Source organism: Pectobacterium sp. S5 (assembly GCF_051707265.1).
Taxonomy (GTDB): Bacteria; Pseudomonadota; Gammaproteobacteria; order Enterobacterales; family Enterobacteriaceae; genus Pectobacterium; species Pectobacterium polare.
The window spans coordinates 1,030,655-1,047,691 of record NZ_JAULSZ010000001.1 but is presented as its reverse complement, the minus strand read 5'-3'; the positions used below and the strand labels follow the sequence as shown (position 1 = coordinate 1,047,691).

17 protein-coding genes are annotated in these 17,037 nt (G+C 52.6%); 8 read left to right on the top strand and 9 right to left on the bottom strand.

Going from position 1 to position 17,037, the window contains the following annotated elements; genetic code table 11:
- Positions 1-19 precede the first annotated feature (19 nt).
- From speG to purM, 5 genes are all read right to left on the bottom strand, one after another.
- Positions 20-595, bottom strand: a complete 576-nt coding sequence (gene speG, locus QWJ20_RS04770) for a spermidine N1-acetyltransferase (RefSeq protein ID WP_039472461.1) — start codon at positions 593-595, stop codon at positions 20-22.
- Positions 596-763: 168 nt separating this feature from the next.
- Positions 764-2,905, bottom strand: a complete 2,142-nt coding sequence (locus tag QWJ20_RS04765) for a TonB-dependent siderophore receptor (protein ID WP_433991976.1) — start codon at positions 2,903-2,905, stop codon at positions 764-766.
- Complete coding sequence (locus tag QWJ20_RS04760; RefSeq protein ID WP_433991975.1) at positions 2,898-4,004, bottom strand: ABC transporter substrate-binding protein; 1,107 nt, start codon at positions 4,002-4,004, stop codon at positions 2,898-2,900. Before QWJ20_RS04760 ends, QWJ20_RS04765 begins: the two co-directional genes overlap by 8 nt.
- Before the next feature lie 271 nt (positions 4,005-4,275).
- A complete protein-coding gene (gene purN / locus QWJ20_RS04755; protein ID WP_095993992.1) occupies positions 4,276-4,914 on the bottom strand; it encodes a phosphoribosylglycinamide formyltransferase in 639 nt (212 codons plus the stop codon).
- The gene (purM, locus tag QWJ20_RS04750; RefSeq protein ID WP_010286490.1) at positions 4,914-5,951 is read right to left on the bottom strand and encodes a phosphoribosylformylglycinamidine cyclo-ligase; all 1,038 of its coding nucleotides are present in this window, start codon (positions 5,949-5,951) and stop codon (positions 4,914-4,916) included. The genes purN and purM overlap by 1 nt, the downstream gene beginning before the upstream one ends.
- A 337-nt stretch (positions 5,952-6,288) precedes the next feature.
- Between purM and upp the strand changes: the two genes are divergently transcribed.
- The 3 genes from upp to hda all read left to right on the top strand — a co-directional run bounded on the left by upp (position 6,289) and on the right by hda (position 9,229).
- A complete protein-coding gene (upp, locus tag QWJ20_RS04745) occupies positions 6,289-6,915 on the top strand; it encodes a uracil phosphoribosyltransferase (protein WP_010307474.1) in 627 nt (208 codons plus the stop codon).
- Between the two features lie 216 nt (positions 6,916-7,131).
- Positions 7,132-8,421 (top strand): uracil permease, encoded by a 1,290-nt coding sequence (gene uraA, locus QWJ20_RS04740; RefSeq protein ID WP_040031268.1) that lies wholly within the window; start codon positions 7,132-7,134, stop codon positions 8,419-8,421.
- 100 nt (positions 8,422-8,521) lie between these two features.
- Entirely contained in the window at positions 8,522-9,229 is a 708-nt protein-coding gene (hda, locus tag QWJ20_RS04735; RefSeq protein ID WP_433991974.1) for a DnaA inactivator Hda, read from the top strand.
- 82 nt (positions 9,230-9,311) lie between these two features.
- On the opposite strand, the gene arsC is transcribed toward hda, so the two are convergent.
- The 4 genes from arsC to QWJ20_RS04715 form a co-directional block, all read right to left on the bottom strand.
- Complete coding sequence (arsC, locus tag QWJ20_RS04730; RefSeq protein ID WP_433991973.1) at positions 9,312-9,683, bottom strand: arsenate reductase (glutaredoxin); 372 nt, start codon at positions 9,681-9,683, stop codon at positions 9,312-9,314.
- A gap of 14 nt (positions 9,684-9,697) precedes the next feature.
- A complete protein-coding gene (locus QWJ20_RS04725; RefSeq protein ID WP_397309756.1) occupies positions 9,698-11,134 on the bottom strand; it encodes a beta-barrel assembly-enhancing protease in 1,437 nt (478 codons plus the stop codon).
- Between the two features lie 196 nt (positions 11,135-11,330).
- Positions 11,331-11,798, bottom strand: a complete 468-nt coding sequence (bcp, locus tag QWJ20_RS04720) for a thioredoxin-dependent thiol peroxidase (RefSeq protein WP_039356343.1) — start codon at positions 11,796-11,798, stop codon at positions 11,331-11,333.
- Positions 11,799-11,873: 75 nt separating this feature from the next.
- Positions 11,874-12,425 (bottom strand): glycine cleavage system transcriptional repressor, encoded by a 552-nt coding sequence (locus QWJ20_RS04715; RefSeq protein WP_174866086.1) that lies wholly within the window; start codon positions 12,423-12,425, stop codon positions 11,874-11,876.
- Between the two features lie 230 nt (positions 12,426-12,655).
- Between QWJ20_RS04715 and QWJ20_RS04710 the strand changes: the two genes are divergently transcribed.
- The 5 genes from QWJ20_RS04710 to purC all read left to right on the top strand — a co-directional run bounded on the left by QWJ20_RS04710 (position 12,656) and on the right by purC (position 16,911).
- Positions 12,656-13,468, top strand: a complete 813-nt coding sequence (locus tag QWJ20_RS04710) for an AraC family ligand binding domain-containing protein (protein WP_433991972.1) — start codon at positions 12,656-12,658, stop codon at positions 13,466-13,468.
- Positions 13,469-13,544: 76 nt separating this feature from the next.
- Complete coding sequence (locus tag QWJ20_RS04705) at positions 13,545-13,907, top strand: cupin domain-containing protein (protein ID WP_039482888.1); 363 nt, start codon at positions 13,545-13,547, stop codon at positions 13,905-13,907.
- Between the two features lie 214 nt (positions 13,908-14,121).
- Entirely contained in the window at positions 14,122-15,000 is an 879-nt protein-coding gene (gene dapA, locus QWJ20_RS04700) for a 4-hydroxy-tetrahydrodipicolinate synthase (RefSeq protein WP_039482886.1), read from the top strand.
- Positions 15,001-15,016: 16 nt separating this feature from the next.
- On the top strand, positions 15,017-16,054 hold the full coding sequence (gene bamC / locus QWJ20_RS04695; protein WP_433991971.1) for an outer membrane protein assembly factor BamC: 1,038 nt from the start codon (positions 15,017-15,019) through the stop codon (positions 16,052-16,054).
- 143 nt (positions 16,055-16,197) lie between these two features.
- Entirely contained in the window at positions 16,198-16,911 is a 714-nt protein-coding gene (purC, locus tag QWJ20_RS04690) for a phosphoribosylaminoimidazolesuccinocarboxamide synthase (RefSeq protein ID WP_010286515.1), read from the top strand.
- The last annotated feature ends 126 nt before the right edge of the window (positions 16,912-17,037 follow it).

Sequence of the window (17,037 nt, the reverse complement as noted above, 5' to 3'; positions counted from 1 at the left end):
ACATATCGGCTGATAGAACTTATTGGCTGATAGAACTTCCCGGCGCTTCGCCACCGGTTCCCGTCACGGTTTTGTGCTTCGCCATATATTGATGTTGGAAAATGCACATGCGGATCGTGTTGCGATATTCACCGTTGATGAAAAACTCGTGGATCAGCTCGCCTTCTACCTCAAACCCCAGCTTGCTGTAGATGTGGATCGCTTTCTTGTTTTCCTTATCCACAATCAAATATAGCTTGTAGAGGTTCAACACCGAGAAGCCATAATCCATCGCCAGCTTGGCTGCTGCGCTGGCGTAACCTTTGCCTTGATACGCGGGATCGATAATGATCTGAAATTCCGCGCGGCGGTGGATGTGGTTAATCTCTACCAGCTCAACCAGACCTACTTTGGTCTGCTCGTGTTCAATAATGAAGCGCCGCTCGCTTTGGTCATGAATATGTTTGTCGTACAGATCGCTGAGTTCGACAAAGGCCTCGTAAGGCTCTTCAAACCAATAACGCATCACACTGGCATTGTTATCCAACTGATGGACAAAAGTGAGATCGTCTCGCTCCAGCGGTCGTAGCCGAACGGAATTGCTCGTACCGGACATAGTGAATCCTTAATTGATATAAAGGGACGTGACCCGTGGTTACCGAGGTCACGCTGGCATGAGTATGCCAACGCTAGTATAGCGGCGGGGAGGCGGGTGCTGAACTCTCAATGTGGAATGAAACTCGGTAAGGTGCCCCGCATCGGTGAGACGCGGGGCGAAAATGCATCAGAAATCGACGCTGGCGCGCAGCACCACCTGACGTGGTTCACCGACGGCGACACGCAGATTATCGTTACCGCTGGATGGATAATAGGTCTTGTCGAACAGGTTTTTCACATTGAGCTGCCATTTCACTTTGTAGCCGTTGAGCGGCAGGCTATAGGCAATAAACGCATCCGCGACAGTATAGGCATCCAGATAGAAGTTGTTATCGTCTTTTCCTGCACGACGGCTGACGTAGCGCGCGCCTGCACCAGCACGAAGATCGTCACCAGCCGCCAGACCAATGTTGCCGAAGTCCTGTGTCAGGAATAGCGAGGCGGTATGGCGAGCGGAATTTGGCATACGTTTGCCATTATTTTTTGGATCGGCGGTGACGCGAGCATCGGTATAGGCATAGGAACCGATTAGACTCAGTGAGTCCGTTAGTTTTCCTGCTAGATCAAGTTCTGCCCCTTGTGAACGGACTTGGCCTACAACACGGCCAAAATTTTCGCTCCCTATTCTTTCTGTCACCATGACGTTGCGTTTCTCAATATCGAAGAGAGCCAGATTACCGCTGATACGGTTGTCCAAATCCCACTTTGCTCCGATTTCATAAGAACGCCCTAACTCTGGCGGCAGAGAGGTGGCCTGTGCCGCAATAGAGGAGTTAGGTTTGAATGATTCACTATAGCTGGCATAAAGCGAAGAATAGGATGTCAGATTATAGATGACACCTGCTCGTGGAACGACGCGACTGTAGGTGCTATCTGTTCGCGTGACGAACGGGCGACCTTTACCTGACATCACATCAAAGGTGTCATATCGCAAACCGCCCAGCAACTGCCAGCGATCGTTAAGGCGGATAGCGTCCTGCATAAAGAAAGCTTTGCTGTCGATATTTTCGCGCTGATCGCTGTCGGAAGCATTGGCGACTGTAGGGACTTGTAATTGACCGTAAATTGGATTGTAGATATTGAAACTGGTCGTATTGTTTCCTCCGCGGATCATATCACCGCGGAAGGTACGGTCTGCCTCGTAATCAAATCCAAGCAGCAATTGGTGATTGATACGCCCCCAGTCCACATCACCATTTACGGTAAGCTGCACGATCTGCGCCTGGGAATGCGCGTAAGCGGTGGCATCGGCTCGGCGCGTTAGTATTCCGGTATTGGCGTCATAGCCCATTGCTCGTGCCTGATTGTCGCTGTAGCGGTTGCGGTTGTACGAGTAGGTCAGGCTACTTTTCCAGCGGTCATTGAGGTTACGGTCAACCTGCATAGTGACGCTGTCCTGATCGCCGCGTGTCGCATTGTAGCTTTCATCAAAGCGGCGATCTCGCGGTGTATTAACCGGCTTGCCCGTCTTCGGATCGATAAGGGTGCCGCGATCGAAAGGTGTTAGGTATTCCATATGTTCGTAGGCCACGCGCACGGTGGTGTCTTCACCGTACCACATGAGTGATGGAGCCACTGTCGTCTGGCGGTTACGCCCGAAGTTGCGCCAGTAGTCAGTTTCATCGTGATCGACCACCATGCGGTAAGCCAAGCCGGATGTGCCTAACGGGCCGGTGACATCCAACTGCCCGCCGCCACCTTTGAAGCTGCTTCCCCAGCCTTCAATGTGCGTTTTCTGCACCAGTTCGGGTTTTTTACTGATGATATTAATGACACCGCCGGGTTCTCCCATGCCGTAGAGCATGGACGCCGGACCTTTCAGCACTTCGACGCGTTTGCTGCTGGGCGTAAAGTTGCGCGCCTGAATGGATCGCACTCCATCACGAAAGATCGAGCCGTCGCGGTTATCGCCAAAGCCACGTTTGATGATGGCATCCTGCGTGCCGCCCAGCGTATTGGACTGGGTGATGCCGCTGACGTTATACAGTGCTTCATCAATGTTGCGTACCGCACGATCCTCGAGTACCTGAGTCGGAACGACGTTGACGGCCTGTGGAACATCCAGCAGGCGGCTTTCAGTGCGAGTGCCCGTCACGGTTTTATGCTGCTGATAGCCAGTCTCTTTTTCTGCCTGATCGCCAGAGGTGGCATTCACCACCATGGTGTCTGCTTTGCCATCGACGGTGGCAGCCTGAATGCTAAACGGCAACAGCGCCAGCAGCGGCCATCCGTGACGGAGCGTGGCCTTTTTTATAAAAAACTTATTCATGCGAAATCTGACTCCAATAAATCCCTGAAAATTCAATAGGTAAAAACTGTTGATAGAGTTGTTGTAGTGTTTGTTGCGGATCGATATCGGCAAACCGATCTGGATAGAGCGCCTTGGCAAACATCTCGACCATTACGACGTGGTACGGGCTGAGATAGAAGTTGTGCCACATGCTCCAGGCGTGACCTGTTTGTACGGCTCGTAGGTGAGACAAAATGGGTTCCTGACGAATAAGCGTGTCGAAGCTCTCTTGTGCTTGTGCAGCGTTAACCAGCGGGCCGAGCATCAGGCTGGAAAAGCGTTTGCCGTCTGGCCCTGCCATACCGGTGGCGATATAGACATCGGGATTGGCCGCCAAAACGCGCTCTGGGCTTAGCTCTCCGTAGACGCTATTGATAGTGCCGCTGGCAATATTCTCGCCGCCAGCGAAGGTCAGCAGATCGCCAAGGCTGCCGCCGACCGCCGTGGTGCAACAGGTGTCCCGTCTGCCCAGATGCAGATGCAGCATGACCGTCGGTTTCTTGCCGTGGTATTGCGCGATGCGCTGGCGAATCACATCCATATGCTGCTGATAGAAATTGCTGAAGGCGGTAGCGCGCTGGGGTTGATTTAACACCTCACCGAGCAGGCGAATACTGGGCAACGTGTTGTTAAGCAGATCGATACGCAGATCGACGTAAATAAACGGGATTCCTGCACGAGTCAGCGTCTGTTGCAGGAGGTCTTCATTGGCCGCATTTTTTGCCAGCCGTGGAAGAATGACCAGATCGGGTTTTAACGGCAGCAGCATTTCTGCATTCATCGCTTGCAGGCTGCCGTTACCTAACTGGGGGATCTGGCTCAGCTGTGGGAATTTTTCGGTATAGCGTGACCAGCTCTGCGCATCGTAGCGCGCCATATCTCCCGGCCAGCCGACGACATGCTTTGCTGGGTTATCAGGTTGGAGCAACGCCAGCGTATAGAGCATGCGGCTCTCGCCCAGAATGATGCGCTGAGGATTGTCTGGGATCGCCACCTGTCGGCCTAAAATGTCGGTGACGGTTTTTGCCTGCAAGAGCGGGCTGAGAAAAAGCAGGCAAAACAGTAAGACGGTACGCATGATGGAGTTCACAAAATTTAAGATGGGGAAAGATAATCATTGTTATTTTCATTTTCAACCGATGAAGAGCACGTGTAATGTCGGTTGATATAAATATTCTTTATTATCTGATGGTTAATGAATTTTTCGTAAAGATTAGTAAATATTTAAAGCGTGGTGAGGGAAGAGAAAAGGGTAGTGATTAATGAATGGGTATGGAAAGGAAGACGTAATAAAAAGTAAGGCTCCGCAGGGGAGCCTTACTCTATGATGAAGCGATGAGCTGACAAGATTACTCGGCAGCGTAGCCCTGCGGCGGGATGCGAATGCTGTCCAGCCAGGCTTCATTATCACGCATCACCAGTCTGCCGTTCAGGAACCAGTTAATCACCATCGGATAAATCGTGTGCTCGTGAGTCTTCACGCGCTCGCTCAGGCTTTCTTCCGTGTCGTCACTGAATACAGGCACTTTCGCTTGCAGAATCAGTGGGCCGCCGTCCAGTTCATCGGTGACGAAATGGACGGATGTCCCATGTTCCCGATCGCCATTTTCCAGCGCCTTGCGGTGCGTATGCAGGCCGGGATACTTGGGCAGCAGGGAAGGGTGAATGTTCAGCATTTTGCCAGCAAACTGGGCAACAAATTCCGGGCTGAGAATCCGCATGTAGCCTGCCAAGATCACCAGCGCGGGTTCATATTGCTCAATTTCGTTTGCCAGTGCGGCATCAAATGCAGCACGGTCGGCAAAGTCTTCAGGGTTCAGGACGCACGTAGGAATATTCGCATTCTGTGCGCGTTCTAGCCCGTAAGCCTCCGCATTATTACTGAATACGGCGACGATCTTTCCTTTAAGGCGTCCGTTCTTACAGGCGTCAATTAACGCCTGTAAGTTGCTTCCATGACCTGAAATCAGAACAACGATGTTTTTCATCAGTTAATAACCACTGCGTCTCCGGCATCGGTTTGAGTAATGACGCCGATTTTCCATGCGTTTTCGCCGCTGCTGTTGAGTAATGCAACGGCCTCGTCTGCCTGTTCGGCTGGCAGTGCGATGATCATACCAACACCACAGTTGAAAGTACGATACATTTCGTGGCGGCTGACATTACCGGCCTGTTGCAGCCAGTTGAAAACGGCAGGCCATTGCCAGCTGGATTCGTCGATCGTTGCCTGCATGCCTTCTGGCAGTACGCGTGGGATATTTTCCCAGAAGCCACCGCCGGTCAGGTGAGAAATCGCGTGGACATCAACTTTCTCAATCAGGGACAGTATGGATTTCACGTAGATTTTGGTTGGGGCCAGCAGGTGATCGGCCAGCGATTTGCCTTCCAGCTCGAACTGCTCTGGATCGGTCTTGCTGACTTCGAGCACTTTGCGCACCAGCGAGTAGCCGTTTGAGTGCGGGCCGCTGGAAGCGAGGGCAACCAGAACATCGCCGTTCTGCACTTTGCTGCCGTCAATAATTTCTGATTTTTCTACGACACCGACGCAGAAGCCGGCAACGTCGTAGTCTTCACCGTGATACATACCCGGCATTTCGGCGGTTTCGCCACCGACCAGCGCACAGCCTGATTGCTTACAGCCTTCCGCGATACCAGTAATCACGCTGGCAGCGGTGTCAACATCCAGCTTGCCCGTGGCGTAATAGTCGAGGAAGAACAGCGGCTCAGCGCCCTGAACGACCAGATCGTTCACGCACATCGCAACCAAGTCGATACCAATCGTATCGTGGCGTTTCAGGTCCATCGCCAGGCGCAGTTTGGTGCCGACTCCGTCAGTGCCGGAAACCAGAATCGGTTCGCGGTATTTTTGCGGTAAGGCGCACAAGGCACCGAAACCACCCAATCCACCCATAACTTCCGGGCGACGGGTCTGTTTCACTACACCTTTGATACGGTCTACCAATGCATTACCCGCATCGATATCCACGCCTGCGTCTTTATAGCTGAGAGAGGTTTTGTCGGTCACTGCTGAGTCCCCACGAAGGTTACGGGTCGTATTCAGAAAACACGGTATTTAGAAAACATACTGTGGTAAAAATAATGCGCGCTAATTCTAACAGTGTAGGCAATCGTTTGCGAGTGATGAGTCATCGGCTGGCTATTTTTCGTTAATGGCGACAATTTCTCTCCTCGGTTGATCTGGATCAGGCTTAATCATATGGCGCTAAGTAAAAAAGGCGGTATAATCCCGCGATTTTTTTTACGACGGGCTCTCGTGCCCGCCGCCCTGCGGGCCGCCGCAAGCGGTGTTTAAAAACGCGCTTGGCGTTTTTGTCCGTCCACTAGCCGATGGGGAGATAATGATGAAGATCGTCGAGGTGAAACACCCACTCGTCAAACACAAACTGGGTTTGATGCGTGAGAACGATATTAGTACCAAGCGTTTTCGTGAGCTGGCTTCCGAAGTGGGAAGTTTACTGACTTACGAAGCGACGGCTGACCTGGCAACCGAAAAAGTCACCATTGATGGCTGGTGCGGTCCGGTTGAAGTCGATCAGATCAAAGGCAAGAAAATTACCGTCGTACCGATTCTGCGTGCAGGGTTGGGGATGATGGATGGCGTGCTGGAAAATGTGCCTAGTGCGCGTATCAGCGTTGTCGGCATCTACCGTGATGAAGAGACGCTGGAGCCTGTTCCTTATTTCCAGAAGCTGGTTTCCAATATCGAAGAGCGCATGGCGCTGGTTGTTGACCCTATGCTGGCAACCGGTGGTTCAATGATCGCGACGATCGACCTGCTGAAAAAAGCGGGTTGTCACAGCATTAAGGTGCTGGTGTTGGTCGCGGCGCCAGAAGGGATTGCCGCACTGGAAAAAGCCCACCCAGATGTCGAGCTTTACACGGCATCCATCGATAAAGGCCTTAACGAGCAGGGTTACATCATGCCGGGCCTGGGTGATGCGGGCGATAAAATATTTGGTACCAAATAACAGGTAAGCCGACTTGATAGTCGGCTTTTTTTTGGCGTAAACCTAAGTATTTCCTATGGTGCGCCACAGCCTGTGTTACGTCACACGCGGTTCTTTTATACATCAGCAGTCAATATGATCCTGCTTCACTACGGTGGGGCGGGATGCGTCTGGCTGTCATAAGAAGTGCGGGTCTACCTGCACACATAAATAGCAACACTACAGAGGATATTGAAGATGACTCGTCGCGCCATCGGGGTAAGTGAACGACCACCCTTGTTACAAACCATCCCGTTGAGTTTCCAGCATCTGTTCGCGATGTTTGGCGCTACCGTTCTGGTGCCCATTCTGTTCAAGATCAATCCGGCCACCGTACTGTTATTCAACGGTGTGGGTACGCTGCTTTATTTATTCATTTGTAAGGGCAAAATTCCGGCGTATTTGGGATCGAGCTTCGCGTTTATTTCCCCGGTTTTACTGCTGTTGCCGCTGGGGTATGAAGTCGCGCTGGGTGGTTTCATTATGTGCGGCGTGTTGTTCTGTCTGGTGGCGCTGATTGTTAAGAAAGCGGGCACCGGCTGGCTGAATGTGCTGTTTCCGCCTGCGGCGATGGGGGCGATTGTCGCCGTTATCGGTCTTGAACTGGCGGGTGTTGCGGCGGGAATGGCTGGACTGTTGCCTGCCGATGGCGCTTCTGTCGATTCTACCGCTGTGACGATTTCACTGGCGACGCTGGCGATCACCATTCTGGGCTCGGTGCTGTTTCGCGGTTTTCTGGCGATCATTCCGATTCTGATCGGGGTACTGGCAGGCTATGCGCTGTCGTTCGTGCTGGGTGTGGTGGATTTGACCCCGATTCGTGAAGCCCACTGGTTCGCGATGCCGACATTCTATACGCCACGTTTTGAGTGGTTTGCTATTCTGGCGATTCTGCCTGCGGCGTTGGTGGTGATTGCGGAACACGTTGGTCACCTGGTAGTGACGGCGAATATCGTGAAGAAAGACTTGATGCGTGAACCGGGGCTGCACCGCTCCATGTTTGCCAACGGGATTTCTACCGTGCTGTCCGGCTTCTTTGGTTCTACGCCGAACACAACCTACGGCGAAAATATCGGCGTGTTGGCGATTACCAAAGTGTACAGCACTTGGGTGATCGGCGGTGCGGCGATCCTCGCGATTCTGCTTTCCTGCGTGGGCAAACTGGCGGCGGCGATTCAGGCTGTGCCGGTTCCTGTTATGGGCGGCGTGTCACTGCTGCTGTACGGCGTAATTGGTGCATCCGGTATTCGCGTGCTGATTGAATCCAAAGTGGATTACAACAAAGCGCAAAACCTGATCCTGACTTCCGTGATTCTGATCATTGGCGTCAGCGGCGCGAAAGTGCATTTGGGCTCGACCGAACTGAAAGGCATGGCGCTGGCGACGGTTGTCGGTATCGGCATGAGTCTGGTGTTTAAGGTCATCAGCCTGTTCCGCAAAGAGGAAGAGATCCTCGATGCGCCGGAAGAGAACGACGCGCGTTCATAACCGCGTCATTCCCCCCTGTTGAGGCCTTGCGTATCGCGTCCTCAACAGGGGCCGGTTTCTGTGATAAACTCGATCCGATTTCCTGCCCGTTTTGCTTGAGGTGATTCTGAACACGCCGGCACAGCTTTCATTGCCACTCTACTTACCCGATGACGAAACATTTGCCAGTTTCTATCCGGGTGAAAACGCGTCTCTTCTTGCCGCCGTCAATAATGCTTTGTATCAGGAGCATGGTAGCTATATCTATTTCTGGTCACGCGAAGGGGGCGGGCGCAGCCATCTGCTGCATGCTGCCTGCGCCGAATTGTCGCGTCAGGAACGTGCGGTGGGCTATGTGCCGCTGGATAAACGTGCCTACTTTGTACCAGATGTGCTGGAAGGGATGGAGCAACTGGCGCTGGTGTGTATCGATAACATCGAATCTATCGCGAGCGATGAAGAGTGGGAAATGGCGGTGTTTAATCTGTATAACCGCATTCAGGAAACAGGGCGTGCCCGGCTGTTGATTACTGGCGATCGTCCGCCGCGTCAGCTGAATTTACGTCTGCCCGATCTGGCTTCTCGCCTTGATTGGGGACAAATCTACAAGCTGCAGCCGTTGTCGGATGACGAAAAAGGGGAAGCGCTACAGCTGCGTGCCAGACTGCGCGGGTTCGAATTGCCGGAAGACGTCAGCCGTTTTCTGCTTAAGCGTCTGGATCGGGAAATGCGCACGTTATTTATGACGCTCGATCAGCTCGACCATGCTTCCATCACTGCGCAGCGCAAGCTGACCATTCCTTTTGTGAAAGAGATCCTCGGACTGTAATTGACGATCTTTAATAAAGATCGTCGTTGAGGATCGTTCACGCCTATCGTTTACAGCTGTTTTTTACCACAATGGTTTACCACTACAGAATTTCCAACACCTGCTCTGGCGGGCGACCAATACGTGCCTGACCCTGTGCCACGACGATGGGGCGCTCGATGAGCTTCGGATTATCGATCATCGCCTGAATCAGCTGCGCTTCCGTTAGTGCGGCATCGGACAGCCCCAGCTGCTGATAAATCTCTTCTTTGGTTCTCATCAATTCGCGTGCGCTAGTCAAGCCCAACTGCTTGATAAGCTGAGCCAGCGTCGCGGCATCGGGCGGCGTGTCGAGATAGAGCACGACGTCGGGCCTAATATTGTGTTCCTGTAGCAGCGCCAGCGTTTCACGGCTCTTGGAGCAGCGCGGGTTGTGGTAAATCGTCACGGATTTTTGAGTTGAAGATTGTGTCATCGTCATGCTCCTTATCAGGATTTCTGGTACTGGCGGAAGCGCTGCTGCAACTGGCGGAGCTGGTCAATGCGGGCGTCGTAACGCGCCTGTTCCAGACTCCCCAATTTAACCAGTGAACTCGCGTTACTCAGTAACCGAATAGATTGATCGAGCTGACCGCTGAGGGCCAGACTCTCCGCTCGCGCGGCCAGTTCTTCTGCCCGCTGTCCTTGTGCTGCTGCGGCTTGTGCCAGCAGATCCCAGCCGTTCGAATCGTCAGGGTGCGCGTAGGTGTAGCGATACAGTATTTTGCTGGCGGCAGCGGGCTGTTTCCCTTCCACATAAGCATTCGCCAGATTAAGCTGAAGTACCGGGTTCGCCTGCATTCCCGGCACGTTTTGTAAGCGTGCGATAGCCTGTGTCGCGCGACTTTGTCCTATATCGATATCCGTCATCATATCCAGAAACCACGGATTTTCAGGCGCGCTGCTTAACAGCGGTTGCAGCACATTACGCGCCTCATCGTACTTCTTCGCCTGATAAAGCTGGATCGCGCGGCCATATTTCGCGGCCAGCTGCTCCCGCACGTTGCCTTTTTCCCATTGCTCCAGCAGATCGTTGCTCAGCGGACGCTCCGGTGAGCCATACATACCAAAGGTGCGTATTTTGGCGAGCAGGAAATCCTGAGAAGATTGTACCGGTGTGGAGCGCATCTGGTTGGCGCGGTTGCGGGCATCGGACAGGCGGCTTTCCGGCAATGGGTGAGTCAGTAACATTTCCGGCGGTCTGGAGGCATAGCGAGATTGATCCGCCAGCTTTTGCAGGAAATTCGGCATAGCCTGCGGATCAAAGCCTGCGCGCTGCAACACCTGAATGCCGATACGGTCTGCTTCCTGTTCATTTGACTGCGTGAACGTAATCATGCCCTGCTGCGCGCCCGCCAGCGTACCGCTGAGCGCCGCCATCCCTAACTGTGGATTGGCCATTGCCAGCAGAATAGAACCGAGCGCGCCGACCCAGGTGAGCGGGGCGCTACGCTGCTGTGATTCCATGCTGCGCGCCAGATGGCGCTGAGTAACGTGGGAGATTTCATGTGCCAGCACCGAGGCCAGCTCGCTTTCGCTGTCGGCATAGCGGAACAGCGCGGAATGTAGCACCACGTTGCCGCCGAAGAAGGCGAAGGCGTTGATGTCGTCATTGCGGATCAGATAAAAATGGAACGGTGTCCGCACCGAATCAGCCTGTTTGACCAATCTGTTGCCGAGCTGATTAATATAATTGGATAACAGCGGATCGTTGATAAGCGGCGCACCCGCCCGCAGCTGGCGGACGTAAAAATCGCCCATCGCCAGTTCCTGATTGATACTGAGTGTACCGCCCGCAGTGGTGCCGATATCCGGCAGCCGATCCTGCGTGTCGGCCTGAGCAGGAAGCAGGTTGCCAGCCAGTAATGCCCCAAACAGGACGGACATGACCGTTTTTCTTAACCGAATAGACATAACGGAAGATAACCTTATCAACAGCTAACGTGAAAACATTCTGCTGACTATCTTAGCCAGCGATGGCAGACAAAGAAATGCCCGAGCGGGAAAAACGTGGAGAAGAGAGAGAAAGGCAGGAAAAACCGGCACGTATGACGGTGCCGGTGGACGAACTGAAAACCGCGAATCAGGCGCTTTTCAGATAATCGAGAACGATGTCATGGTGGTTGCTGGTTTTGAAGTCGTCAAACACCTTCTCCACCTTGCCATTTTCATCGATCAGGAAACTGATGCGATGAATACCGTCATAGGTTTTCCCCATGAAGGTTTTTTCTCCCCAAACGCCAAATCCTTCTGAAACCTGATGATCCTCATCAGAAAGCAGCGTGAAATTTAAGACTTCTTTCTCGACAAAGCGGGACAGTTTTTCTGATTTGTCCGTGCTAATACCGAGAACTTCAACGCCATGTTTTTTCAAATCGTCCATATTATCGCGCAGGCCGCAAGCCTGAACGGTGCATCCTGGCGTCATCGCTTTAGGGTAGAAATACACCAACACTTTCTGTCCCTGGAAGTCGGTTAAATTTACTTGTTCGCCATCTTGGTCGGGCAAGCTAAATTTCGGTGCGATATCACCGGCTTTCAGTGTGTTCATCACGACTCTCCGTCTTGTTTCTCTTCATGCTGTGGATATACCCATGCTATTTGCAATAATAATGGCAACGTTATGCTATTGGGCATAGTTAACGACGCTAATACTGCCTTGTGCGTGCAATTCTGTACATAGCTGATGAAAGGCTGGCTCAATAATTGAGCTATCAAGCGTGGTCGAACTGTGTGCGGCAATCTGAATATACAGCTGCGGCGGCTTGTCACCTTCGGCGGGCTGGGTTTTTGAAACCAGCTCAGCAATGTTTAACTGGTGAGAATCGAACAAATCGGTAAAACGCTCGATGATGTGAGGAGAGTCGGCAACGTCAACCTTCACCCAGACGGTAGAAGGTGTTGGCTGGCTGGCCTGCGACTCTGTCCGCTTCATCACGATCAGCAAATCCATCTCCGCGCCTTTCAGCGGCAGGGTTGATTCAATCAGCGTTATCGCGTTCCAACTGCCGGACAGCAGCATAATGAAAGTGAACTCTTTGCCCAGCATAGCAAGACGGCTATCTTCGATGTTGCAGCCACAGCTACTGACGTGGCGGGTAATCGCATTGACAATACCGGGGCGATCAACCCCCAGCGCGGTAATAACCAGATAGTGTTCTTGTGAGCTTGGCAACATCGTGCTTCCTGTCTTTTTTCCCATTAATCACATGGTAAACATAAAAAATTGCCCGGAGCAATTTTTAACGCCGCTTGCGGCGGCCCGAAGGGCGGCGGGCAGGGATAGCCCGCCGTAAAAAACTGGAGCAATTTTTAACGCCGCTTGCGGTATATCAGACAATATTTCGTGATTGTGGGCATTCCGCGCTAAGGTAAGCATTGGTAACCAGAGATAAAGCGCCTTTCATCATGCGACGCCATCAAGTGAATAACGACTGGGTAAAACAGGCTCAGCATCCTGCCTCGTTCGAGCGAATTGAGGCTTTCTTCCGTGGGCATGGCTACGACCCCCATCGGCACGATACCTATGCGATTGGGCGGACGCTCTCCGGCGTGCAGCGCTTCCACTATCGCGGCAGCCAGTGCAATAGCGTGCCGGGGGGAACGCTGGTGCTTCATCCGGATGAGATTCATGATGGCGAAGCCGGTTCTGTCGACGGTTTTCAGTACCGCATGATTTACGTTGAACCCGCGCTGATTCAAAAAATACTCGGCGGCAAACCCTTACCCTTCGTTAACGGCGGTATATCCAACGATCCGCGTTTGTTTGCTGCAACGGAGCCGTTGCTCAGAGCGATGGAAGAGGCTTTCGATGAGTTGGAAGAAGACGATGTGCTCTACGATCTGGCGCAGGCGCTGTCGGCCGTGGGTGGGCAGCGGTATCAGCGGCGTTTATTCGACTATCACGCTGCTGAGCGGGCGCGTGAATACATTCATGATGCCTTTGATAAAACGATTACGCTTGATGAACTGGCTCAGGTGAGCGGTCGGGATCGCTGGAGCCTGACGCGTGATTTCCGCGCGCTCTTTGGTACGACGCCGTACCGCTACGTCACCATGCGCCGTCTCGAACACTGTCGGCGGCTCATGCTGGCCGGTGACAGTCTCGTCGATATTGCTGCCCAGACGGGTTTCGCAGATCAAAGCCATATGACGCGCCATTTTGTGAAGGCATTTGGGCTTTCCCCCGGTCACTGGCAGCGCATGTTTACTGCGCCTTAGCCTGCTTGCACAATCGTTCAATACAGTCGGTACTCTGCTTAGTTAGTCTGAGGACGTCATCATAAGGAGAGACGATATGTATAAATCCATTAATTTTGCCCAAAAGTTAGCGTTATTCGACGATCGCTGGCAGCCGAAAGTGATCGCTGAGATGAATGACTATCAATTCAAAATCGTTAAGATTCAGGGCGATTTTATCTGGCATTCCCATCCCGAAACGGACGAAACGTTCATCGTGCTGGAAGGCCAATTGAGAATCGATTTTCGTGACGGTGATGTGCGCATCAATGCCGGAGAAATGTATGTCGTTCCGAGCGGCGTTGAGCATAAGCCTTATGCAGAACACGAAGTAAAGCTGCTGCTCATTGAACCGAAAGGTGTTCTGAATACGGGACATGAAGGCGGCGGACGGACGGCTGAAAATGATATTTGGATTTGATCGGTTGAGTGAAAAACAACCGAAGACGTCCCGCGAGTGACGGATAAGTCGCAGTAAACGGGCTGCTTTTGTACCAAAACATCAGAAGCATTTTTAATTTCGTTTACTGCGTCATAAAAAAACCTGCGTCAGGCACCTACAACGCCCTTGTCCGCTTGCTTTTGCATAGAAGTCAAAAGTACCATGAAGCACTTGTTTGTGGAGGGGATGGCCAATGTTTACGGGAAGTATTGTTGCGCTAGTTACGCCGATGGACGCCAAAGGCGCCGTCGATCGGGCGAGCTTGAAAAAACTGATTGATTATCATGTCGCTAGCGGTACATCGGCGATTGTCTCTGTCGGCACGACGGGGGAATCTGCCACGCTGAGCCACGACGAACATGGCGATGTCGTGCTGCTGACGCTGGAACTGAGTGACGGACGTATTCCTGTCATCGCTGGAACCGGTGCGAATGCTACCGCTGAAGGCGTTTCACTGACCAAACGCTTTCATGGCACCGGTGTTGTTGGCTGCCTGACGGTCACGCCGTACTACAATAAACCGACGCAGGAAGGCCTGTACCAGCACTTCAAAGCGATTGCCGAGCATACCGATCTGCCGCAAATCCTGTATAACGTACCTTCCCGCACTGGCTGCGACATGCTGCCGGAAACCGTTGCCCGTTTGTCCGAAGTGAAAAATATTGTCGCAATTAAAGAAGCGACGGGGAACTTAAGTCGGGTAAGCCAGATCCAAGAGCTGGTTAGTGAAGACTTCATTTTGCTGAGCGGCGATGACGCTAGCGGTCTGGACTTTATGCAACTCGGCGGTAACGGTGTGATTTCCGTAACGGCGAACATTGCTGCGCGTGAAATGGCGGAACTTTGCAGGCTGGCAGCGCAGGGCAATTTTGTTGAAGCGCGTCGTTTGAATCAGCGCCTGATGCCACTGCATCAGAAATTATTTGTTGAACCCAATCCTATTCCGGTGAAGTGGGCCTGTAAGGAATTGGGACTCATGGCGACCGATACGCTGCGCCTGCCGATGACACCGCTGACCGATTCCGGTCGTACGGTGATGGGGCAAGCACTTAAGCAAGCGGGTTTGCTGTAATCGTTAGGGAGATTTAATGAGTTATTCATTACAAAAGTCGATGGTGGCGAAAGTTGTTGGCATATCACTCGTGATGTTGCTGGCGGCTTGTTCCAGCGATCAGCGCTATAAGCGTCAGGTCAGTGGCGATGAATCCTATCTGAAGGCATCGGCGCTGCACGCGCTGAATACGCCTGCCGGGATGATTTTACCGGTACAGAACGGGGATTATGATATACCGCCAGTGACCCTGAATGGTGCGGTCGGCAAGGAACTGGATATTCGTCCTCCAGTGCAACCATTGGCTTTGTTGAATGGTTCCCGTACCCAGATCTCAGGAGATACGGCAACGCTGTTGTTAGAAAACAGCGCGCAAAACAGCCAGCTCTGGTCTCAGGTTATCCGCGTGTTGCAAGACAAGGCATTCACCATTGCCAGCCGTCAGGATGCCAGCCAAACGCTGACGACCGACTGGATCTCATGGCCGCGTGAAGATGAAGACGTCCCGTATCAAGGGCGTTATCAGATTTCCGTGCAGCAGCAGGGTTATCAGGTCGCACTGGTCGTGAAATTGCTCGGATTACAGCTGAACGGTCAGCCGGTGACGGCGGGCGATCAGGCTCAGCGCTACACCGGCTTGATGCTGAATGTGCTTAGCAATGGTCTGGACTCTCAGGCAACCGCACGTGAAAACGCGCTGGCAAACCGCACTATTGGTTCGCTGGATGTGCAGAGTGGGGCGGATGACACTGGCCTGCCACTGCTGATTGTGCGTGGCCCGTATACTGTGGTGTGGGATCGTCTGCCTGTCGCGTTGGACAAAATCGGCATGAAGGTTAACGATCGCAGCCGTCCGCAGGGTTCTGTCTCCGTGACGTATCGTGCACCGAGCGGCGGAACCTGGGATGACCTGGGTGCGAAAAATCCTGAACTGCCTAACGGCGATTACAAATTGCAGGTCGGCGATTTAGATAACCGCAGCAGTCTGCAATTTATCGACTCCAAAGGGCATACGCTAACCCAGTCTCAGAATGATGCACTGGTGGCCGTATTCCAGGCGGCGTTCAGTAAATAACGCATAAACCAAGGGTCGGATTATCCGGCCCTTCTTCATTCAACAATCTCTACCCGAATTGACGGGCGCTATCGGCAACCGTTCGGGGAAGCGTTAAATATCGGGTCGTACTTGTTGACCCTCACTGTGTGGAGTAATTAAAGATGCAAAAGCTAGCTGAGCTGTATCGTGGAAAGGCGAAAACCGTCTACACCACCGAAGATCCCGATCTACTGGTGCTGGAGTTCCGCAATGATACATCAGCAGGAGACGGTGCACGCATTGAGCAGTTTGACCGTAAAGGAATGGTGAATAACAAGTTCAACCATTTCATCATGAGCAAACTGGAAGAAGCTGGAATCCCAACTCAAATGGTGAGCCTGCTGTCTGACAATGAAGTGCTGGTTAAGAAACTGGACATGGTGCCGGTCGAGTGTGTCGTGCGCAACCGCGCGGCGGGATCGCTGGTAAAACGTCTGGGTATCGAAGAAGGCATCGAGCTGAACCCGCCGTTGTTCGATCTGTTCCTGAAAAACGATGAGATGCATGACCCGATGGTGAACGAATCTTACTGCAAGACGTTCGGCTGGGTGAATGAAGAGAATCTGGCTCGCATGAAAGAGCTGAGCTACAAGGCGAACGACGTGCTGAGCAAACTGTTTGGCGACGCCGGGCTGATTCTGGTCGATTTCAAGCTGGAGTTCGGTCTGTTCAAAGGTGAAGTCGTGCTGGGTGATGAGTTCTCACCAGACGGTAGCCGCCTGTGGGACAAAGAAACGCTGAACAAAATGGATAAAGACCGTTTCCGTCAAAGCCTCGGTGGCTTGATTGAAGCGTATGAAGAAGTTGCGCACCGTATCGGCGTAAAATTAGACTAATTGCGCAATCGTTTACGTTCGGGTCGCCAGTCGGCGATAGGCTGACGGCCTGAATGTTTTGCCGATTTTCCTCTCGAAAAGCTGCCTTTCTATTCTCGTCCCTGCCCGAATGATTTGCTCAGTTGG